The organism is Aliivibrio sp. 1S175, assembly GCF_001690985.1.
Lineage (GTDB): Bacteria > Pseudomonadota > Gammaproteobacteria > Enterobacterales > Vibrionaceae > Aliivibrio.
The window spans coordinates 340487-363505 of record NZ_MAJS01000006.1 but is presented as its reverse complement, the minus strand read 5'-3'; the positions used below and the strand labels follow the sequence as shown (position 1 = coordinate 363505).

Below are 23019 nucleotides of genomic sequence, written 5' to 3'. Positions count from 1 at the left end.
CAAAGCCGCACTACCCTATTTTGTGATAATTTTAGGGAGTGCGGCTTTTTGATCAAACTGTCGCTTTTATTCAATCTTCCTTTTTTACTTTTGCCTACAATCCCTACCAAGAAATAATTCAAAATAATAAACAGATAAATGATGGCCTGATGCGTCATTTAGTCTTTATCTATACAGGTAGAAGCAATGATCACTATCGTAAAAATTGAACAACTAGAAGAATTAAGCACACTAAAAAAAGAGCACATTAAGCAAGCTACAGCGCCACTAGATGGTATGTGGTTATGCGGATTTGTACCAATGGCAGATCATTTTGGTTTTTATAAAGATGCAGAGTTGATTGGGTTTTGTTGTATAAATAGCGATGGTTACCTGCTTCAGTTTTACGTAAACCAACCAAATCAGGCTCTTTCTGATGATATTTTCACTTCTATTATCAATAAAGAAAACGAGCTTATTGGTGATGTGACTGGCGCATTTTCTAGTACTGCAGAAACGCATTATTTATCATTATGTCTTGATCATGCAGCGAAAAATCAGGTAAATACGCTGATGTATCAACAAATCGAAAAAGCAGTAAAGAAAAAAACTGACTTACCAATGGCAGCAGCAACCGCTGAACAGCTAGCCGAATTTGTTGAATTTGCAAAAGCAAACATAGGTGCGCCTGAGGAATGGGTTACTGGGTATTATGCAAACCTAATTAGTCGCCAAGAGTTGTTTGGTTACTGGAAGAATAATGAGTTGCTGGCTGCTGGTGAATGTCGTTTGTTTGACGAACATCAAACAGAGTATGCTGATTTGGGAATGGTTGTTGCTGAATCTGAACGTGGTCAAGGCATTGCGACTCAAGTACTCACTTACTTGATTGCTTTAGCAAACGGCAAAGGGTTAATCGCCATGTGTTCAACTGAGAAAACGAATATTGCCTCACAAAAAGCCATTACTCGTGCCGGTCTTACTTCTTCACATCGCATTGTTCAGTTTGATTTTTAAACTCATCAACATATCAACTTAAATACTAAAGCTAGTGACTTATTCTTTGAGTCATTCGCTTTATATTCTTACTATAATGGTTATTGGTTATTCAATTCCACCGTAAATATCAATCGTAAGATCTCGTTGCTTTGCGTACTCCCCTGGGGTAACTCCCAAAGTACTTTTCAAATAACGGATTAAGTGCGGTTGATCGCTAAAGCCGAATTCGTACGCAACCGTTAACCAATCAATGTCGGTTTCTTCTCGCTGATACAGATACGTAATTAACGCTTCCAATCGATTCATTGACTGACATTGTTTTAAAGTAAACCCTGTCACTCGTAAAAAACTTCGCTCTAACGTTCTTTGTGAGCAATGCAATAACTCCCCTAGTTGAGCAATGGGCGTTTTCGCTAATAGAGGTAGCGCTTTTGTTGTCAGTTGATAATGTTTATCTTCTTCTACTTTAGATAACCCCGGTAACAATATCTCATCTAACTTAGTACAAAGCCTCTGAGGATCTTGTTTGGCTAGCTCAATCAGATCTATTTCATTTATCCCTTCAGTTCCAAATAACAGATTCAAATCTGCTGAAACAATAGTATCTGCTACTGATTGTTGTGGTTCTTGATTTAATAAATACAACGCACCAACATGAAATTTAACCCCGATGATCGCAAAACCATGCGAGTGATCCATCTGTAATGTCTTGCTGTATGGGTATAACCAATGTGACCCTTTTCCCTTTAATCGATCAGAGTCAATATCATAATGATAAGGCTGCTCAGGAATAGCAATGATCAAATGCCCTGCTGGCTCAGGGTTTAATTTGGGAAATGGGTTACTGTCTGTCTCTTCAGGTCTTTCTAAAAACCAATAACAATCGATCAGTTTAGCCACATCCGAATTTTTAGGGGGGTGAATCCACTTGATCATCATTAATACCGTAAAGAGAAAATAATAACCATTCTAACTGACTTATCTCATTAACAGCACAACAGAACACCATAATTATCTATATGATCCTATTCGTAGTTGAGCTAGAGATCTGATTTTTGACTAAAAACTCAACAGAGTTCGATTGAAAAAAGAGGAGTTCAGGTAAACTCTACCCTTTATTATTAAACCTAAGGATAGGAAATGCATTCGGTTCGTTTGGGAGAAAAGTTAATTACTCCATCTAAATTATTATGTATTGGCCGGAATTACGTTGCCCATATTAATGAATTAAATAATACGATCCCTGAGCAAATGGTGGTGTTTAATAAACCAAATTCATGCATCACTTCAACCCTATCTTCTTTCCATCAAGAACGTTTACATTATGAAGTTGAGATCTGTTTTTTGATTGAAGAAGAACAGCTATCTGCCGTTGCAATTGGTTTTGATTTAACCAAACGAGATTTACAGTCTGAGCTAAAAAGCAAAGGACTTCCTTGGGAGCGAGCAAAAGCCTTTGATGGCTCAGCGGTATTCAGCCGTTTCATCCCACTTGATGGTATCGACAGTAATCAACTTCAAATTGAGCTATTCATTAACAGTATGAGAGTTCAATGTGGCCAAGTTAGCCAGATGATTTACTCTCCAGAAACTATCCTTGCTGATTTAAAATCCTATACCCAATTGTATGATGGCGATGTCATCATGACTGGTACACCTCAAGGCGTTGGTGAAATTCATATGGGGGATATATTTCTTAGTCGCTTAAAACTAGATGGAAAAACACTGATTGAAGCTGAGTGGGTAGCAAGATAATAGCCTCCCACTCTTTGACCCTATGCTGAAAATACCCATAAGTTAAGCACTAAGAATACGATCATGCTGATAATCGTTGTCAGTAGTACATTCTTTGTTTTCCATGCAATGAGAGCTGCAGTTAATGCCGCCCACAAATACGGATTCGACCCAGAAAGCGATAATTCATTGTCAGGCATAAATACAATTGGAGCCCAAATCGCGGTTAAAACAGAAGGACTTGAATAGCTTAATAACCTCTGAGTTTGAGCGTTTAATCTAAGGGGTAATTTGGGTTCTAAAAACAAGTAGCGACTTAAAAAAACTAACGCCGTCATTGCTAAAATTGATATGAAAATCATCCTCTTTTCCCTCTTAATGTCTCTGTTAAATACCCGGCTACCATACCGCCAATACTCGCTATCATTAAACTGCCTTCAACTGAAAAATGCGTCAGTGTGACAGACAAGATTAAAGCACTAATAACAGAGACCAATACTGGGCTATTTTTAATGGTAGGTACAACAATGGCAATAAAGGTCGCCGCCACCGCAAACTCTAATCCAAGTTCATTCAATGAGGGAATATAACTACCCGCAACAATTCCGGCTAAGGTTGCTGCATTCCAAAAGAAATAGAAACTGAATCCTGCACCTAGTGCGTACCAACGATTAAATTGTTTTTCTGATTGGTGCCCACATACAGCAAACAATTCATCGGTTAATAAAAAGCCAAGAGATAAACGCCATCGAAGCGGTAAAGGGCTAATTTTATCTCTCATCGAGACGCTATATAAAAAATGACGCGAGGTAATAAAAAAAGTTGTCAGCAACATGGTTGTTAACCCTGCGCCTGCTTTAATCATTCCCATGGCGACTAACTGAGCCGAACCTGCAAACAAAATTGCTGACATAGCTTGACCTTCAAAAGGAGTAAGACCTACATCAATAGCAAATGAACCGGCTAATAACCCCCATGGTAATACTGCGATGCTAAGTGGGATCATCGCTAATGTTCCTTGCCAAAAAAGACGAGAATTTGAACAAGGCTGTACGGCAGTATTTATATCCATAAACGACTCTTTATTAAATCAAATCAGCCTATATTAGAGCTGTATTCCTTTATCTAAGATTGTACAAACTTGCTTAAAATAGTTTGAGGTATTGCCCTGGAGTTATCCCCATCGCTTTTTTAAAATGACGGTGTAAATGGCTCTGATCATGAAATCCCGTTTCTTGTGCAGTATCAGACAACGAATGCCCTTGCTTAAGAAGTTTACGTGCCATTCGTAAACGAGACTGAATTTGATAACTGTGTGGAGGAAGACCAAACGCCTTTTGAAACGATCTAACTAGGTGATAAGCACTCAAATTACTAAGTCGTGATAGATCTTCAAGAGAAACATCCGCTTGAGGGAAGTCGTCTAAAAATTCTTTTATTAAATACAATGGTTTTTGAACTTTAGAGATAGCTCCATCTGTATAACGTGTTTTGCTATGCTTACACATGAGTTTAACTAAAACGCCATAAACTAAGGTTTCTCTTAATAAACGATTATCCGATTGATCCAACATGGTGAACACTAGCCTCAACTGGTTAGCTAGTTCTGGATCATAAACCACAGGCTCCGCAAAATAAGGGGCTCCAACTTGCCCACAACTCAATTCCCTGCTTAAACTTTCTAATTGCTCAGGCAACGGATACATCGCCTTATACCCCCACCCTCCATCCGTTGCCGAATGGCCACTGTGAATATCGTCGGCATTAATTAAAATGATGCTGTCTTGAGGGGCGGTATGATTGCCACCACTACGATAAAAGTGCTGAGCACCACGTTCAATGACACCAATAGTATAGCCTTCATGACTGTGGCGTGAGAAAGTCTGCTTTTCATAATCAGCATCTAAAATCTCTAACCCACCAAGCTCCTCAGCCATTTGGTATTCTGCCCTTTCTTTTTTTATTTTTTCATTCGTCATCATTTACCTACCATGAACACATTTATCCACATTCAATAAAGTATATATTAAGCATGTTTATTTCTTTTGTACAAAATTGCGCATTATCGAACAGTTAACCTTATTAACAAAAACATCTATATTTTTTAATATATCGAATTTATCTGATTAGTTGAATTTTTAATCATGGAAATTACCGTCTTACTACTATAAAATCCGCCACCTAATTTATAATTCAAAATAAAATAATGATTGATATTACTATTCTTCCTGTTTATTTAACCGCTGTTATTGCCCTGCTTCTTTTACCTGGTCCAGACATGCTATTAATTGCAAGTTCGAGCATGAGCTACGGCCGTAAAGTGGGATTATTTGCGAGTTTAGGTAATGCGACTTCGGGTATTATTTTGACGCTGCTTGCTGCTTTGGGCGTATCTGCGTTAATCGCAATGAGCCCTTTAGCCTTAAAAGCATTGCACCTCGTTGGTGGCGCGTATTTATTAAAAATGGGTTGGGATTGTATTCGTGCAGAAGCCGATGAAGCGCCTGAATTACAACAAGGCTCAACCATGGCGACTACATTTTACCAACGCGCTTTAGTCAGCAATTTACTAAATCCTAAAGCGTTAGTTTTCTTTGTGATGTTTTTACCGCAATTTGTTTCTACCAATATTGCAGCAACCTCTGGCGAGCAAATGTTGGTACTTGGCTTATTGCTTAACGTTCTTGGTTTATTGTTTAACTTAATCTTGGTAGCGTTAGTGGGAACACTTGGAAAGTCGCTAATCAATAACGTGAAATTCAGAACGTATCAACATAAATTCATGGGCGGGATTTTTATCATTCTTGCACTGTGGATGTTAAGTTCTTTTGTTTTTGTTTAAATTATCAATGCCAGTACTTCCATACTGGCTAATTTACATATAAAAAACGGTGAGCTACTAGCCCACCGTTTTTATATATTAATAATTAGACGTTTTTGTGATGACCTACAATTAAATACTCTTCACTTGAGGTTTCATCGCTTCCTCTTTATTTCCTGTCATCACAAAACTTAAATCACCGCCCGCTTTAAATTCTTTATGCTCAAAGAATAAACCGCTTTCAAGTTGCTTTCCGTTAATCGTGACTGATTTAATGTACATATTATCATCGGAGTTATTGGCCGCTCTCACCGTAAAGAAACCATCTTTAACCGGAAGGCGGATCTCATCAAATAATGGACGACCTACAGTATAAGTAGGATCTGCACCATTTACTTGGTAAAAACCCATTGCAGACATAACATACCATGCTGACATTGAGCCAACATCTTCATTACCTACAATTCCCTCTGGTGTCGCGTGATACATTTCATCAAGAATATGATCTACCACTTCTTGAGTTTTCCAAGGCTCGGCAGTCCAATTGTATAAGTACGGAATATGATGAGAAGGTTCATTACCAAAAGCGACTTGTCCAATTAATCCTGACATATCTGCAGTTTCATCACCAGATAGTTTAGCGTTGAATGTCGCCTCTAGATTCGTTAAAAAGGCGCGTTCTCCACCCATAATGTCTTTAAGACCATTGATATCGTGAGGAGCAAACCACGTCCATTGCCATGCATTCCCTTCGGTATAATTCCCCGTTTCATGAGCGGTACCAAATGGGTCAAAAGGTGTCATAAACTCACCTGTAGCCATGATCGGACGCATAAATCCGGTGACTCCCTCTTCGGCATATTGTTCTGGATTATTATCAAAATACTTTTTAAACAAATCAGCTCTAGCTAAATATATTTCTACATTTTTATCGTCTCCGGCCAATGTGGCTATTTGAGAAATACACCAATCATAGTAAGCATTCTCTAACCCATAAGAAACCGATTCAATTGTATAATCAGGGTTAACGGCATTACCTTCTGCATCTCTTTGAATGGCAGGAGCAAAGCCAAATGCGGGATCTTCAATGTATTTAACGTGTGTGGTTAATGTTTTATCAAGAACTTGTTTATCCCACTCAGAAAAGTCTTCAGGCTTATATGTTGATGAAGCGATAGCCGCATTCAGAGCTTGAACCTTCTCTTCTTGCGAGAATTCGTCTGGGTACTTAGTCATGGCATCAGCGATAACAGCAACCGCGGGATAACCCACCATGGTTCCTGTTTCGTCTCCCATGTGCTCCCATTTAGGCAACAACCCACTTTCCATTTGCTTTTGAACTAGGTTCTTTGCATATTGAACCGCTCGAGTCGGCTCTGTGATCGTTTTTAGAGGATGCAACGCACGGAAGGTATCCCATAAAGAATATACCGTAAAATTAGGCTTATCGTCGGTGGCTGTTCCATAAGCAATACGGTATTCATCTTCACCATTACGCATAGATCCAACCCCCATCCCTCGGAAGCTATTATCTACATCCTGATGTACGATTGGCGCAATTTTAGTATGGTATAACGCAGTATAAAAAATCTCTTTTTCTTCTTCAGTACCACCTTTAATAAAGAAGTTTAGCGCCTTACTCCATTTTTTAACCGCATTACCTCGAGCAATATTAAATGACGTTAATTTACCATCAGTATATGCTTCTGCATCATGATTTCCCTTCGCGCCATCAGCACTCACGCCAGAAATAGCCACCTGTGCATTTAACTCTTGGCTATCACCAGATTCAAATTCTATATAAGCAGTTACATCGGCTTTCGTGCGCTTAATCGCAACGCCTTCATCGTTGTAAATCAGCTCAGAGCGGTGTTCTGCAATCAAACCATTTACTTTAACGCCACCAGATAATAGATAAACGGCTTTAATTTTCTTATCGAAAGTGGCATGGAAAAACACTTTTTGATTCTTCGCCCAACCAGAAAAGTTCGCCGAATCTTTTTCACCCGTAATCGTGTAGCCGTCGTCACTTACCTGCAATTGATTACGTAGAGACGTTGAGCCCCAATCAGAATTTAAGATAGAGTTTAAATCTATCTTAAGCTTCATTGGTTTACCTTTTGGGTAGGTGTAGCGATGGAAGCCGACTCGCTCTGAAGCGGTAAGCTCTGCTTTTATGCCATTATCGGCGATTTCAACAGAATAATACCCAGCCTCTGCTATCTCTGTTGTCTTATCTAACTTAACAAATTTTGCCTTACGGTAATCATCTGATTGGTCGATGTATTTTTCATTATCTTCTGTAAATGGAAGGAATTGAATATCACCAAGCCCTCCCATTCCTGCGCCACTAATGTGAGTATGAGAAAAACCAAATAAGGTATCTTTATCATAGTGATACCCTGAAGCCGAGTGCCACCCAATTAATTCTGTATCTGGAGAGAGTTGTACCATCCCTTCTGGTACCACTGCCCCTGGGAAAGTATGCCCATTAAAGCCTGTACCAATAAAAGGATTAATGTAAGCAACATTGCCTTCAAGTTCGGGAAATGGCGTCGTTACCGAACTATCAGAATCATTATTCTCTGTATAAATATTATTTACGGTTTCTTCTGTGCAACCAATAAGACCAAAAGCAACAGCAACAGCGAATGCTAAAAAAGATCGTTTAAATTTCATGAAAATCCTTATTCTTTAAAGTAATAGGCACTGAATAAACAGTGCCTAATTGAGTTAATTTAGATCCGCTTTCATTGCTTGGTTTTTGTCGCCAGTCATTACAAAATGTAAGTTGCCACCAGCTTTAATATCACTGTGTTCGAATGAAAAATCTGTCAGTGGTTGGCCGTTAATCGTGACCGATTTAACAAATTTATTATGCGGACTGTTGTTATCTGCGGTAATAGTAAACTCACCACCTTCCACCGCTAATGTAGTCTTATCAAACAGTGGACGACCAATGCTGTAAGTTGGGTCTGCTGGAGTCACTTGGTAGAACCCCATCGCCGACATGATGTACCAAGAAGACATTTGACCAACATCTTCATTACCAACAATGCCAGTTGGCGTAGCTGAATACATTTCACTCATGATACGGTCTAAGTACTCTTGAGCTTTCCAAGGCTCATCAGTCATGTTGTATAAGTAAGGAATATGGTGTGATGGTTCATTACCATGCATATATTGACCAACATACCCCGTTAAATCTGGTAACTCTTCACCAGTATTAGAAGAACTTGCCGTAAATAACTCATCTAAATCTTCACGGAACGCTTTCTCTGGTGAGGTCTCTTTCCCTTTTGCTACATCTGCTTGATAGATAGCCTCTTTTAGCCCTTCAAAGTCATGCATCGGCTGGAACTTCCATTGCCATGCATTACCTTCAGTAAAGGCGAATTCGTCTACGTAGTAAGGATCAAACGGTTCAAATTCACAGGTTTTCACCTCCTCAACAGTCTCACAGTTTGCAATCGGATGATTGAACTCTGACGCTGGTTTTTCCGGACGAGTGCTGTCCGGATGATTTTTCGGGCGTAAGAATCCAGTTTCAGCATCCCAATGATTTTTCCAATTACCAGCACGAACTATGAACTTATTTTGAAGTGCAGTATCCCCACTCATTCGTGCAATTTCAGACATTGCCCAATCACCATAAGCAAACTCTAACGTATAAGATGCTGAGTTCCAGTAACCATGATGCACAAACCCATTTTCTTCATACACTTTAACTTGCACTACATTAGCTGCACCTAAGTTCTGATCTTCTGTCCAACCAGCATCAATAAATTGTTGCTTCTCCTGGTAACGGGCTGTAAATTCTGCGGCTTCTTTTGCTTTTTCAGGATCAATATTAAGGCCTTTTACCATTGCGTCTGCAATAATAGAAATCGCAGGAAAACCAATCATCGTCCCAGTGTAATGACCATGAAGCTCCCATTTAGGAAGAATGCCACCATCTTCATATTTACGAATTAAGTCATTCGCGTATTCTTCTGCTCGCTGTGGATTAATGATGGTCTGCAGTGGATGGAATGCACGGAATGTATCCCACATTGAATAGATAGAATAATTAGGTGTATCCCCTGCATCTTTAATATCTTGAGTTCGCATTGCACGATATTTACCATCAACATCTTGGAAAATCATAGGGGCGATTGAGGCGTGATATAGGGAAGTATAAAAGATTTCACGCTGCTCTTCGGTGCCGCCTTCAATTTTAATTTTATTAAGCTCTTGGTTCCAAGCATTCAAAGAGGTATTGCGTACTTTAGAAAAATCCCAATGCGGAACTTCAGCATTTAAATTTCCTTCAGCCCCTTCGGCACTTACTGGTGATAGTGCTACCTTCATTTCAACGGGTTTGTTTGATTCTGCAAATTCTAAATACGCAATGGTATGAACAGCCTCAATCGCTCCCTCATTATTAAGTGCTATATCCGTTTCAACATCGTCAATCATGGCTGTTGCTTTTATAATTGGTTGACTAAACTTGGCATAAAAATATATATGCTGATTATTCGCCCAACCATCAGAACTGCGTTTACCTCTAATTGTATATTCATCTACAATTTCAATATCACCAATCGTGGTACGATTACCCCACGACTTATTTAAGGTATGGTCAAGATCAAGCTTAATATAAGGTGTCGCTCCTTTTTTAAAGGTATAGCGATGATAACCAACACGAGGAGATGTTGTTAACTCGGCTTTAATTTCACCATTATTCAGTTCTACTGCATAATAGCCTGCTTGAGCGATTTCATTTTTCTTATCAAACGTATTGTAAGTGGCATTCGATTTATTTATAAATGGCAGAATAAGAATATCACCTAAATCCGTAATACCCGTTCCTGATAAATGAGTATGAGAAAATCCATACACAGGAATATCAACTAATTTACCATGATCAAAATAACCAGCTGCAGAACCCCAACCATCCATTTCTGTATCAGGCGATAATTGAACCATACCAGAAGGATATACAGCGCCAGGGAAAGTATGTCCATCCGCGCCAGTGCCAATAAATGGGTTTATATATTTAGCAAAGCCTGATATAGCTGGAGCAGTGATTGCTGGAACATCAGGATTAGAGGTTGATATATGATTAACTGTTTCATCACCACAACCAGTCAGTCCAAAAGCGACAGCAAATGCTAAGAAAGAAAGTTGATATTTCATATTGTTCCTTATTACTAATAATGGAAAACATAGATATATTAATCTTTGTTTTTTATTGATATTTAGCAATTAGGTCAGAATATAAAACACGCCTTCATGTTCAAATCTGCACAATCTATTTAGATGTACCCAATATGCTTAATAATCACATTTCTATGGTTTATTTAAATAAAAATAAGTATCGCATTGCTATGAAAGCATTCGTTTTTATTTAATACACCAGTTGATAACCACAAGAATAATAAGTATTTATTACATCTTCAGTAAGTTGACATTTAAACCATTTACTGGATTATTGAATCATCAAAAGTAATTTGTGATATGTTGCGTAATATTTATCTAAACAACAAATGAAATAGATATATAAGTCACAGCAATAGATATTTAATAACAAATATTTAATTTACGCATATAAAAAGTGTGATTTTAGTTCATAGATTAAATCTATTTTTTATGAAATATTATTCCTCTTCATATAAAATGGCCTCAATTTAATATTGAGGCCATTAACATAATTAGCTAAACGTTGTTACTGTATTACAAGCTTTTCTGATGTTCTTTAATTAGAGACTCCATTGCTGCATTTGCTTTTTCTTGTGCTGCAACATAATCATCTATTGGGTTTATTTCTGTCACCATCTCATAATAACATTTCAGTTTTGGCTCAGTTCCTGATGGACGAACGATAATACGAGACTCATCTTCTAGGTGATAAATCAACACATCACTCGCCGGTAGATCGATGGATTCTGTAGAGCCATTAGATAAATAACGTAATGAGGCTTTCAAGTCTTCCGTTGCACAAATATTTACACCAGCAATCTGAGTTGGCGGATTTGCTCTTAATTTATCGCCAATTGGTGGAGAATTAGGGGCTAATGCAATACTTCTTTGTGCGTTGACATAAAGTCCATGAGTTCGGTAAATTGATTCTAACTCATCCCAAACGCTCTTACCTTGTGTTGAAAGCTCTGCCGTTAACTGAGCAAAAGCCACTAATGCAGACAAACCATCTTTATCCCACACTTCACTGCCAATGGTGTACCCAAGCGCTTCTTCATAGGCGAAAAGAAATTGTTTCTCTTCACTTTGTTTTTGCATCGCAACATTAGTTAACCACTTAAAGCCTGTTAGTGTTTGGAAATACTCCGCCCCTTTCGATTCTGCAATCTTTTTCAATAGCGTGGACGAAACGATGGTATTACCAACAAGTTGTTTACTTGGTTCTGTATGTTTCAACAGATAATGCCCAAATAAAATACCAACCTGATCGCCTGTGAGCATTTGATAGCTGCCGTCGTTTTTTCGTGCTGCAAGAGCAAAACGATCTGCATCAGGATCATTCGCACACGCAAGTTCTGCCTGTACTGAATCGGCTAACGCAATAACCATATCCATTGCCCCTTTTTCTTCAGGGTTAGGGAAGTTTACTGTTGGGAAAGTTCCATCTGGCTCTCTTTGTTCTGCCACACTAACCACATGACTAAAACCGGCATCACGTAAGAGGGTTTCTGCCATATCAGCCCCAACACCATGCATCGCAGTATAGGCAATTGAGATGGCTGATGGATTTGTGTGATTTGAAAGCAATGGGTTATTGTTCATTGTATTACGGTAGCTTTGATAGTATTTATCATCTAGCCATACTAATAACCCTTTGGCTTCAGCATCACTAAGTGACATCCATGGAATTGACTTGGTGGCTGCAATATCTATTTGATGAGCAATACCAGAATCATGCGGTGGAATAATCTGTGCCCCATTTTCCCAATATACTTTAAAACCATTATATTCAGGAGGATTGTGACTGGCAGTAACAACGACAGCCCCTGCTGCATTAAATTTCTTTATGCCATAAGCGACAATCGGAGTTGCTGCAACTTTGGTTGTTAAAAAGACGTTAATGCCAAGTGCAGTTAGAACACTCGCGGTATCATGAGCAAACTGCAGAGAGTCGGTACGACCATCATAACCAATGACTACACCTCTTTGGCCTGCATCAATTATGTGTTCAATTAAATAATGACCTAGCCCTGTCGCTGTCTCTTGAATTACTAACCTGTTCATTCTATTTGGCCCTGCACCAACCATGCCTCGTAGCCCAGCCGTACCAAATTGGAGGCGAGAAGAAAAACGATCATTTAATTCTTCGATATCATTAATATCAACGAGCGACTGAAGTTCTTCTCTTGTTTTTTCTTCAGGATCTCTGCTTAACCAATTATTGATTTGCTGCATCATAATAAAAACCTCATTACTGAATATGTCTTAAGTCTAAATGATATTCATTATCAATTAAATGAACACAATCGCTAAACTCAGGAAAAATAGCTAACTATGACCAAATTATAGTTCTTATACGTAAATACTATTAACCACATAAAACTAAACTATTAATTCGATGATTTTTTCTCTTATTTTTAACGCTATAAGTGATAAAGTAATAATAGATCAATATTAATATAACCTATTTATTTGTAAGGATATTATATGAAAATCGCCATGTTCAGTACCAAATCTTATGATGAATCCTCTTTTAGCCGTATCAATAATAAATTTCAATTTGAGTGCCAATATTTCAACTTTCAACTTACAGAAAGTACGGCACCAATCGCGAATGGTTCCGATGTTGTTTGTGCTTTTGTTAATGATGATTTATCTGCTCCCGTTTTAAAGCAACTTGCAGAGCAAGGGACAAAGCTGATTGCAATGCGCTGTGCCGGTTTTGATCGTGTTGACTTAAACGCTGCAAAAGAACTAGGGTTACAAGTGGTTCGTGTCCCTGCTTATTCACCAGAAGCAATCGCTGAACATGCCGTTGGACTGATGATGTGTTTGAATCGTCGTTTTCATAAAGCGTATCAACGCACGCGTGATGCTAACTTCTCTCTAGAAGGCTTAACTGGATTTAACTTTTTTGGTAAGACGGCAGGCGTGATTGGCTCTGGAAAAATTGGCCTGGCAACGATGCGTATTCTGAAAGGATTAGGCATGGAAATCCTTTGTTATGACCCATACCCAAGCCAAGTTGCGATTGATTTAGGGGTTAAATACACAACGTTAGATGATATTTTTACCCACTCAGATGTGATCACATTGCACTGCCCATTAACATCAGAAAATAAACACTTATTAGATACTGATTCATTTGAAAAAATGAAAGATGGTGTGATGATAATCAACACTAGCCGTGGTGGATTATTAAATTCAGCGAATGCTATTGAAGCTTTAAAAGCAGGTAAGATTGGCGCTCTTGGATTAGATGTTTATGATCATGAGAAAGAATTGTTCTTCCAAGATAAATCAAATGACATTATTACCGATGATGTATTTCGCCGCTTATCCGCGTGTCACAACGTACTCTTCACTGGGCATCAAGCTTTCTTAACAGACGAAGCGTTAGAGAATATTGCTGCCACCACATTAGGAAGTATTGACGCCTTTATCAACGGCAATATTTCTGGTAACGAGCTAATTTAAGCTTAAAAATAATGCCCTCATACTCGCTGAATATGAGGGCATCTTCGTTTAACATCAGAATACACTATCGTAATCGATTCAGTACCACCTGCTGATCAAGATGCTCTTGGTAATCGGTATATTCAAGTCCCTTATCAAATACAAACTCAGTCACTAAACGAGTAACTAATGCTCTTAATTCATCTGCATTCCATGGCTTTTCAATATAACTTTCAATACGAGCTCTATTAATTGCCGTAATCGTGTCTTGATGAGTTGCCTGTCCTGTTAATAGTACCTTTTTGGTTCGTAAAAAACGGTAGTCATGAGAAACCTCAGTCAATAACTCTACCCCACTCTTACCAGGCATAACATGATCAGATAATACGAGTGCAATATACCCGCCTTCACTATCGAGCTCATCCATTAAATCTAGGGCTTCGCCTGCCGATTCACATTCTTCAATGTTTATCCATGTTTTTAGTGGCGCAAGATCTTGTAAAACGGCACTCAGCACTTCCCTTTGATCGTCTACACAAATCAGATTAAGCTTTTCCATGACCGTCCTCCACTGGCAATTTAATTCTAAAAATAGTTTTTTCTTGATTGCTTTTTACTGCAATAGAACCACCGTATCCAGTAATAATCCGTTTTACGATGGCTAAACCAAGCCCTAAACCAAAAGAAAGCCCGCCTTTTTTGGTCGTAAAGTTTGGTTGAAATATTTTGCGTCTTGTTGCTTCGTCTATTTCAGGGCCATTATTTGCAATAGTCACTAAAACAAAACGATTTGATACTCTGGTCGATATTTCTATCTCAGGCTCTTGAACCTTTTCCATCGCATCACTGGCATTTTTAATTATATTGGCCCAAATTTGAACCAACTCTGTTGCTGATGCTTTAACCATTGGCATTGCTGCTGGGCTTAAATGTACCGATACCCTGCGCAAATCACTTTGAAGTAAGATTAACGCTTTATTAATGCTGTCATTTACATCCAATAGTTCATCTGTATCTATATCTGTTCTGCCTAATTGCTTTACAGAGCGAACAATACCAATCGAATGTCTTGCTGCCAATTTCATGTCATGCAAGTCACGGCCTATATTCCAATAACGTATCGCCTGCTCTGGACTTTTTAGCCAATAATGAGAAAGCTCACCCTCAGGTACAGCACGAGCAAGTTCTCTCGCCATATCCCTTTCCATACCATAGGTCGTTTCTAATTCTCTTCCACGCCTTCGCACTTCTGATGAACTGATATTTTGTCCATACATAAGTCCTTGATCAACAAAACTACTCGCTTCTGGGTGGATCTCTTCCAGTAACTCTAAGATGATCGTCTGTAGACGATTTGTTTTACTGTTTAGTACCCCAACAGCATTATTAAGCTCATGAGCTATCCCTGCTGCAAGCTGACCTAGTGTTGTCATTTGTTCTGCGGTATATAATTTTTGTAACGCGTTTTCTTTTTCTATCGCTTCTGTTGTCGCTCGTCGTTGTCTTCGAGATAACTCATTTACAATCACAGGGGTAAACTGCGCACTTAATGGTCCATAGCATTCAGCGTCAATCGCAACCGTATTGGTATCTATCCAACCTAGTTCACTGTCTGTTTTACTGATCACCGTTGAAGAAGCAATAAATGTTTCTGAAAATAAACTGTGTACGCCTATAAATGCGCCTTTCGACGCACTAAATACCTTTACTGAATGTGCATTTTCTTCTTCTTGATAGAAACCTTCTAACTCGCCAGAACAAACATAATAGAGCCGTTCATTATTTTCACCTTGAACCAACACGGTTTCACCCGCAGGAATTACAACTCTCCGCTCTGGTTGGCTAAAATAGGCATCAATTAAACGTTGTAATTTGTCGCTATTCATAAGCTATCCAATATGGCCGACAGTATGAAGGATCCATACCATTACAAAGCTGAGCAATACCCCTATAACGCCTAAAATCACACCGGTTTTCGCCATTTGGCTACTCTCTACATTTCCTGTTGCGTGTGCTAATGCATTCGGTGGTGTACTGATTGGTAATGACATACCTAAAGATGCAGCAAACGTAACAATCAATATTAAGGTTAGCTCACCACCCAGTGGGGTCAATGACGTCATCGAAGTACCTAGCGCTGCCATGATCGGCATCAATAAGTTGGCAGTGGCTGTATGTGACATGAAGTTCGCCATGATCAAACATAAGAAGGCGGCGCCAAATAAAACCACATAAGGAGAGTAAGCATCAAATGGAATGCTATGTACTACTAGTTTCGCAAGACCTGTCTTATCTAAAGCAAGGCCAAGCGCAATACCACCAGACACTAACCATAAAACATCCCATGATATTTTCTTAAGATCTTCTTTGTTAATAATCCCTGTAATAGAGAAAACAGCAACAGGAATAAGAGCGACGGTATATGAGTTCATGCCATGACTTGATCCCATTAACCACAATAAGATCGTACCTGCAAACGTAATATAAACCGTGATCGCTTTTGGTGTTTTTAAGAACTTACCTTTAATGTCTAAGTTCATTGATGTCTGTTTTGCTGGATATAAGTAAACAATTAAGAACCAAGCCAGTGCCATCATCACAATAACAAACGGTACACCGAACACCATCCACTCACCGAAAGTAATTAGGTTATCACCCACTAAGTATTTCAGCGCAATGGCATTAGGTGGGGTTCCGATAGGAGTACCAATACCACCAATGTTTGCCGCAATAGGAATACATAGAGCAAATGCAACTCGACCTGGATCTTTAGGCCCAAATACTGCAATGACAGGCGTTAAGATAGATAACATCATCGCGGTAGTTGCTGTATTGGACATAAACATAGAGAAAATGCCCGTGATTAGCATTAAACCAAGCATTACGAATTTGGGATCCGTACCGAATGGCTTCAATAATACTCTCGCTAAGTTAACGTCCAACCGATATTTTGTTGCTGCCATTGCCAAGAAAAAACCACCTAAGAACAGCATAATGATTGGGCTGGCAAACGTCGCCATAATGTCGCTGTAGTTAAGTAGTTCTCCAAAATGGGCAGAATCCTGATTCATCTTAAATAAGAAGAAACCTTTGTCGGACACCATTAGTAACTCTAAAACAATGATAACAACCGATGTCGCATAAATAGGGATAGGCTCAAATACCCAACATAGTGCAGCTAATAGAAAAATAGCAATAACACGTTGTTGAATGATCGTCATGCCTTCAAAAGGAAACGCAGACAGAGGCATCAAAAGAATGATGAGTGGGATAATTGTTGGGATTAAATACTTCATGTATTGACGCATAACGCTACCGACTTCCATAGTACAATAAATGGTGATAAACGTAAGTATCTCCTTAATCAATTATTCGGTATAACGTGTCAGATCAATCATTATTTCAAAATAATAATAAATATGAATTTTTGTGACGGTAGTATCATAAAAAAAGAGCCACATTTCTGCAGCTCTTATCTATTGTATTCTGATTGTAATGCCTTAATTATTAAGACTCTTTCTCAGCTTTTGGCTTTTTACGCTTATCAGTAACAGTCCATTTCCCATCAAGATATAAACCAGTCCAACCTGATGGCTTTCCATCAGTTTCTGTACGAACGTAATTTTCTTTAGTCTTACGACTAAAACGAATTACCGCTGGTTTTCCATCTGGATCGTGTGTTGGTGCTTCTGTTAAGTATAAAAACTTAGGTGACAAACGATCTTTAAAGCGAACTAACTCTTCCACTAATGGCGCTCGTGTTTCACGCGATTTAGGGAACGTGCTTGCTGCTAAGAATAAACCAGATGCACCATCACGTAATACAAAGTACGCGTCAGATTTTTCACATTCCAATTCAGGAAGGTGTACTGGATCTTCTTTTGGTGGCGCTACATCGCCATTTCTTAGGATCTTACGTGTGTTTTTACACGTCTCACTCGTACAATCCATGTATTTACCAAAGCGACCGTTCTTAAGCTCCATATCAGAACCACATTTGTCACACTCGACAATTGGGCCATCATAACCTTTAAGTTGGAACTCACCTTTCTCTACAATGTAACCATCACAGTTCGGGTTATTACCACAAACGTGCAGTTTACGATCTTGATCGATTAGGTAAGGGTCCATTGCTGTTTCACACTTAGGACAACGTTTCTTCGCACGTAACGCTGCGGTTTCTACGTCTTCTTCAAGAACATTAATAATGCCCTCTTCATTACCTAAGTTAATCGTTTTCTTACAGCGCTCTTTTGGCGGTAATGCGTAACCTGAACAACCAAGGAATACCCCAGTTGATGCAGTACGAATACCCATATTACGCTCACACGTCGGACATTTAATATCAGTTTCTACGATATTATTTGGTGACATGCCGCCTTCTGATTCATCAAGCTCAGCTTTTGCGATATCGTCAGTGAAGTCTTGGAAGAACGCATTTAGCACTTCTTTCCAATCTTTACTACCTTCAGCAATCTTATCCAAATTGCCTTCCATACGAGCAGTAAAATCATAATCCATCAAATCATCAAACGATTGATTTAGACGATCAGTTACGATCTCACCCATTTTCTCAGCATAGAAACGACGACTTTCAACACGAACATAACCACGATCTTGAATCGTTGAGATGATGGATGCATAAGTCGATGGGCGACCAATACCTTTCTTCTCAAGTTCTTTAACCAATGCCGCTTCTGTGAAACGTGCTGGTGGCTTAGTAAAGTGTTGCTTTGGATCAAGCTGCTCTAATTTTAGCTTATCGCCAAGTTGAACTGCTGGAAGTAATTGATCTTCATTTTTACCCATTGGACGTTGTACACGAGTCCAACCATCAAACTTAAGGATACGACCTTTCGCTTTTAGGGTGAATTCATCGGCTTTTACACTCAATGTAGTTGAATCGTATTGTGCTGGTGTCATTTGACAAGCCACAAATTGATTCCAAATTAGGTTGTACAGCTTATGAGCGTCCGCTTCCATACCTTGCAGGTCGTCAACTTTCACTTCAACACTTGAAGGACGAATCGCTTCGTGAGCCTCTTGTGCGCCTTCTTTGCTTCCGTAAATAATAGGAGCGGCTGGTAAATAACTATCACCATACTCCGAACCAATAAACTCACGTAACGTCTCTACAGCTTCTTTACTCAAGTTTGTTGAGTCAGTACGCATGTAAGTGATGTAACCACCCTCATAGAGGCGCTGAGCTAGCATCATGGTCTTTTTCACACCGTAACCTAAGCGAGTACTCGCCGCTTGTTGCAGTGTTGATGTAATAAATGGTGCAGATGGCTTACTTTTTGTTGGGCGGTCTTCACGCTTACATACTTCGTATTCCGCTTTTTCAAGAATGCTCACGGCTGCTAACGTATCAACTTCATTTAATGGTTTAAATACCGAACCATTACGTTGTGCAACTTGCAGACGAAAGTTTTCTTTACCCGCAGTTAACGTATTTGCATGGATATCCCAGAACTCTTCAGGGATAAATGCATTGATTTCACGCTCACGCTCAACCAAAACTTTAACAGCAACGGATTGAACACGACCAGCAGACAAACCACGTGCCACTTTTTTCCACAACAGCGGAGAAGCCATGAAGCCAACCACACGGTCTAAGAAACGACGCGCTTGTTGTGCATTCACACCCGGCATACTTAGTTCGCCCGGAGTTTCAAACGCTTGCTGAATTGCATTTTTTGTAATTTCGTTAAAAACGACTCGTTTATAGCGTGAATCATCACCACCGATGATCTCGCGAAGGTGCCACGCAATAGCTTCCCCTTCACGGTCTAAATCGGTTGCGAGATAGATGGTATCTGCGTTTTCAGCCAGTTTTTGTAATTCTGCTACTACTTTTTCCTTACCCGGTAAGATTTGGTAGTTAGCTGCCCAATCGTTATATGGGTCAATCCCCATTTTATTGATTAGGTTTTTTTTGTCTCTTTCTTGTTTAATGCGTGCTTTATCTTCAACACTCATACCTTTGGTTGACGCAGCAGTCGCTTTTTTTCCGGTGCTTGTCGAACCCATAGGCAAATCACGTACGTGACCTACACTGGATTTTACGATGAAGTCTTTGCCAAGGTATTTATTAATTGTTTTTGCTTTGGCTGGTGACTCCACGATAACTAGAGATTTACCCATAATGTCTCACTGACGTCCTCGTGCTGAAATACAAAACTGTCGAAAAAATGATATCCGCAGCTATAAATTGAACTTTTATCTCTATATTACTATTGAGGGTGTATCGCATCACGTCAACCTCTTTTTTTGCAATTGCTTCTAAATGGTCGCACTTTGGGCAATTGTTAAATAGATGTGATTTCGACTAAATACATTTTCAACCCTGATAATTTTGGTCGAATCTATTAACATTTATAATTTAATAGCTCAAAAAGTTAGTTCCATAACTTGCGCTTTCTCACAATAAAACCTCTATTTTTTCTTGAATTTTTATTTTAGTCATCATGATTTACATCAATTGTATTTTTAATTCTTTATGCTTAAAATCCCTCTTTTATAGAGTAAAAAATGAGTGCTGTATGAGCGATAAAAAATCCATTTCAGAGGCTGATTTACTGTTAATCGCCAATCAAATCATTCAAGATCATGAGAACTATGCGGAAGGCATGCGTACAACAAGTGTAGAAGAAAAAGATGAAGTATTAGTCTTTAAAGGGGAATACTTTTTATCTGAAGAAGGCTTGCCTACCGAGAAAACAACGGCGGTATTTAATATGTTTAAACACCTTGCTCATCAATTATCAAAAGAGTTTAGTGTTAAGTAATTTTCGCTAATTACAAACAAAAAAAGGCTGAATTAATCAGCCTTTTAGTTATTGAAAGACGCATCAATTAAACAATTGGACGCTGCCCTTTACTGATTAAACGCATAAATACATTTTCAGCTGACTGTCCTGCAACACCTGCAATTTTATCACTCAATTTTTTCTTTTGTACGTAATGAATCGCTAATACTTCACGATATTTACATGCTTGAGTTACATAATCGTCTGATGTTTGTATTGCATCAATCAAGCCTAATTCTAGCGCTTGCTTGCCAAACCAATGCTCACCAGTAGCCACTTTTTCAAGGTCTAATTCTGCACGGTGTTCATGGATAAAATCTTTAAATAATACGTGAGTTTCTTCCAATTCTAATTGGAATTTTTCGCGTGCTTTATCGCTGTTTTCACCAAACATGGTTAACGTACGTTTATATTCACCAGCCGTCAGTTGTTCAAATTCAATATCATTCTTTTTCAAAAGCTTACTGAAGTTTGGTAATTGCGCTACAACGCCAATAGAACCGACAATTGCAAACGGTGCTGCTATGATTTTCTCGCCAATACACGCCATCATATAACCACCTGAAGCCGCTACCTTATCAACTGAAACCGTTAGCTTAATATTGGCATCTCGTAGGCGATCTAATTGTGACGAAGCAAGACCATAGCCGTGAACCATGCCGCCGCCACTTTCAAGGCGAAGAAGAACTTCATCTCCTTCAACGGCGATAGCTAAAATTGCAGAAACTTCTTCACGAAGACCGGCGACTTCTTTTGCGTCAATACTGCCTTTAAAATCTAAAACAAATAAACGAGCGTCGCGTTTCAGTTCTAACTCACCAGATTTAGCCGCTTTCTTAACTTCTTTCTGTTTTGCTTTATCGGCTTCTTTATGTGCTTTTTTCTCAGCTTTTGCTCGTGCTTTTAATTCTGAATCATCAAATAAATGATGCTCCAATTCAGCCACCGTATCTTTATACTGCTCAGTTAAATTAGATATTTCTAACTCACCTTTTGCACCCGCTGATTTCCCACCAACCGCTTTAGCAATAACCAAAATGGCGATAATAGAAACAACCACTGTTGCGATCTTTGCTAAAAAGAGACCGTAATCAAACAAAAATTCCAATGTAATACCCTCTTAAGTATGTTTCGTGTATTGTACCTAACTTAACCCTAAGTTAATTCACCTTATGATAAAAATTCGCACTAAGCGCGTGTTTTTACATCAATATACTGCGAAATAAGCAGTATCATTTTATGGTGAACGTTGAAATACAAGGATTACAGAGTGGACTATAAGGTTTCAGCTGACGCATTAAACAACAAAATTATTCTAGTTACAGGTGCTGGTGACGGCATTGGTAAACAAGCGGCATTAAGTTATGCAGAACAGGGTGCGACAGTTATTTTATTAGGTAGAACTGTCGCTAAATTAGAAGCCGTTTATGATGAAATTGAAACCGCAGGCTACCCTACTCCAGCGATTATTCCACTGGATCTAAAAGGGGCAACAAAGCAGCACTATGTTGATATGGCAGAAACAATTCAAAGTCAATTTGGTAAACTTGATGGGTTATTACATAACGCTGGCCTTTTAGGAATTCTCAGCCCCTTTGAACAATTTGAAGAAGCTATTTTTGATGAAGTCATGCAAATCAATGTCAAAGCACAATTCTTAATGACTCAAGCCTTATTACCCGTTTTACAGAAATCTGATGATTCTCGCATCATTTTCACTACATCAACCGTTGGTCATAAAGGTCGTGCTTTTTGGGGTGCTTATGCTATTTCTAAGTTTGCAACAGAAGGTATGATGCAAACATTAGCTCATGAAATGGAAGGGACTCACGTTAAAGTTAATGCGATTAATCCAGGTGGCACTCATACTCGTATGCGCGCACAAGCCTTCCCTGCAGAAGACATCAGCTTACTAAAAACACCGAAAGATTTAATGCCTTTATATGTTTACCTAATGGCCCCTGAAAGTGCTGACGTTAATGGCCAATGCATCGATGCTCAACCAAAATAAACGATAATATCCAAAGAATAAAAAAA

Annotated in this window: 18 protein-coding genes; 6 read left to right on the top strand and 12 right to left on the bottom strand. The window is 38.9% G+C overall.

Annotated features, from left to right (window positions below; translation table 11 throughout):
- Positions 1-186: 186 nt before the first annotated feature.
- Entirely contained in the window at positions 187-996 is an 810-nt protein-coding gene (locus tag A6E06_RS03595; protein WP_065591673.1) for a GNAT family N-acetyltransferase, read from the top strand.
- Positions 997-1083: 87 nt separating this feature from the next.
- On the opposite strand, the gene A6E06_RS03590 is transcribed toward A6E06_RS03595, so the two are convergent.
- On the bottom strand, positions 1084-1914 hold the full coding sequence (locus tag A6E06_RS03590; RefSeq protein WP_065591672.1) for an AraC family transcriptional regulator: 831 nt from the start codon (positions 1912-1914) through the stop codon (positions 1084-1086).
- Positions 1915-2118: 204 nt separating this feature from the next.
- Between A6E06_RS03590 and A6E06_RS03585 the strand changes: the two genes are divergently transcribed.
- On the top strand, positions 2119-2733 hold the full coding sequence (locus tag A6E06_RS03585) for a fumarylacetoacetate hydrolase family protein (protein ID WP_065591671.1): 615 nt from the start codon (positions 2119-2121) through the stop codon (positions 2731-2733).
- A 20-nt stretch (positions 2734-2753) separates the two neighbouring features.
- Here A6E06_RS03585 and A6E06_RS03580 read toward each other — a convergent pair whose 3' ends face one another.
- The 3 genes from A6E06_RS03580 to A6E06_RS03570 all read right to left on the bottom strand — a co-directional run bounded on the left by A6E06_RS03580 (position 2754) and on the right by A6E06_RS03570 (position 4691).
- Complete coding sequence (locus tag A6E06_RS03580) at positions 2754-3074, bottom strand: AzlD domain-containing protein (protein WP_065591670.1); 321 nt, start codon at positions 3072-3074, stop codon at positions 2754-2756.
- Positions 3071-3784, bottom strand: a complete 714-nt coding sequence (locus A6E06_RS03575) for an AzlC family ABC transporter permease (RefSeq protein ID WP_065591669.1) — start codon at positions 3782-3784, stop codon at positions 3071-3073. The genes A6E06_RS03580 and A6E06_RS03575 overlap by 4 nt, the downstream gene beginning before the upstream one ends.
- Positions 3785-3857: 73 nt before the next feature.
- Complete coding sequence (locus A6E06_RS03570; protein WP_176713272.1) at positions 3858-4691, bottom strand: AraC family transcriptional regulator; 834 nt, start codon at positions 4689-4691, stop codon at positions 3858-3860.
- Between the two features lie 227 nt (positions 4692-4918).
- On the opposite strand from A6E06_RS03570, the gene A6E06_RS03565 reads away from it, so the two are divergent.
- Positions 4919-5554, top strand: a complete 636-nt coding sequence (locus A6E06_RS03565; protein ID WP_065591667.1) for a LysE family translocator — start codon at positions 4919-4921, stop codon at positions 5552-5554.
- Between the two features lie 111 nt (positions 5555-5665).
- On the opposite strand, the gene A6E06_RS03560 is transcribed toward A6E06_RS03565, so the two are convergent.
- The 3 genes from A6E06_RS03560 to A6E06_RS03550 all read right to left on the bottom strand — a co-directional run bounded on the left by A6E06_RS03560 (position 5666) and on the right by A6E06_RS03550 (position 12952).
- Complete coding sequence (locus tag A6E06_RS03560) at positions 5666-8212, bottom strand: GH92 family glycosyl hydrolase (protein WP_065591666.1); 2547 nt, start codon at positions 8210-8212, stop codon at positions 5666-5668.
- A 54-nt stretch (positions 8213-8266) separates the two neighbouring features.
- The gene (locus A6E06_RS03555) at positions 8267-10711 is read right to left on the bottom strand and encodes a GH92 family glycosyl hydrolase (RefSeq protein WP_065591665.1); all 2445 of its coding nucleotides are present in this window, start codon (positions 10709-10711) and stop codon (positions 8267-8269) included.
- A 537-nt stretch (positions 10712-11248) separates the two neighbouring features.
- The gene (locus A6E06_RS03550; RefSeq protein ID WP_065591664.1) at positions 11249-12952 is read right to left on the bottom strand and encodes a phospho-sugar mutase; all 1704 of its coding nucleotides are present in this window, start codon (positions 12950-12952) and stop codon (positions 11249-11251) included.
- A 249-nt stretch (positions 12953-13201) separates the two neighbouring features.
- On the opposite strand from A6E06_RS03550, the gene A6E06_RS03545 reads away from it, so the two are divergent.
- Positions 13202-14191 (top strand): 2-hydroxyacid dehydrogenase, encoded by a 990-nt coding sequence (locus tag A6E06_RS03545; RefSeq protein ID WP_065591663.1) that lies wholly within the window; start codon positions 13202-13204, stop codon positions 14189-14191.
- Positions 14192-14255: 64 nt separating this feature from the next.
- On the opposite strand, the gene A6E06_RS03540 is transcribed toward A6E06_RS03545, so the two are convergent.
- The 4 genes from A6E06_RS03540 to topA form a co-directional block, all read right to left on the bottom strand.
- Complete coding sequence (locus tag A6E06_RS03540) at positions 14256-14729, bottom strand: response regulator (protein ID WP_065591662.1); 474 nt, start codon at positions 14727-14729, stop codon at positions 14256-14258.
- Positions 14716-16056, bottom strand: coding sequence for a sensor histidine kinase (locus tag A6E06_RS03535; protein ID WP_065591661.1), 1341 nt, complete (start codon positions 16054-16056; stop codon positions 14716-14718). The genes A6E06_RS03540 and A6E06_RS03535 overlap by 14 nt, the downstream gene beginning before the upstream one ends.
- Before the next feature lie 3 nt (positions 16057-16059).
- Positions 16060-17478 (bottom strand): DASS family sodium-coupled anion symporter, encoded by a 1419-nt coding sequence (locus tag A6E06_RS03530; RefSeq protein ID WP_065591823.1) that lies wholly within the window; start codon positions 17476-17478, stop codon positions 16060-16062.
- Positions 17479-17677: 199 nt separating this feature from the next.
- Positions 17678-20317, bottom strand: coding sequence for a type I DNA topoisomerase (gene topA, locus A6E06_RS03525; RefSeq protein WP_065591660.1), 2640 nt, complete (start codon positions 20315-20317; stop codon positions 17678-17680).
- Between the two features lie 398 nt (positions 20318-20715).
- On the opposite strand from topA, the gene A6E06_RS03520 reads away from it, so the two are divergent.
- On the top strand, positions 20716-20961 hold the full coding sequence (locus A6E06_RS03520) for a YciN family protein (RefSeq protein WP_065591659.1): 246 nt from the start codon (positions 20716-20718) through the stop codon (positions 20959-20961).
- 67 nt (positions 20962-21028) lie between these two features.
- Here A6E06_RS03520 and sohB read toward each other — a convergent pair whose 3' ends face one another.
- On the bottom strand, positions 21029-22090 hold the full coding sequence (sohB, locus tag A6E06_RS03515) for a protease SohB (protein WP_065591658.1): 1062 nt from the start codon (positions 22088-22090) through the stop codon (positions 21029-21031).
- A 162-nt stretch (positions 22091-22252) separates the two neighbouring features.
- Between sohB and A6E06_RS03510 the strand changes: the two genes are divergently transcribed.
- Positions 22253-22993: a YciK family oxidoreductase gene (locus A6E06_RS03510; protein WP_065591657.1), complete on the top strand. Its 741-nt coding sequence runs from the start codon at positions 22253-22255 to the stop codon at positions 22991-22993.
- Positions 22994-23019 lie beyond the last annotated feature (26 nt).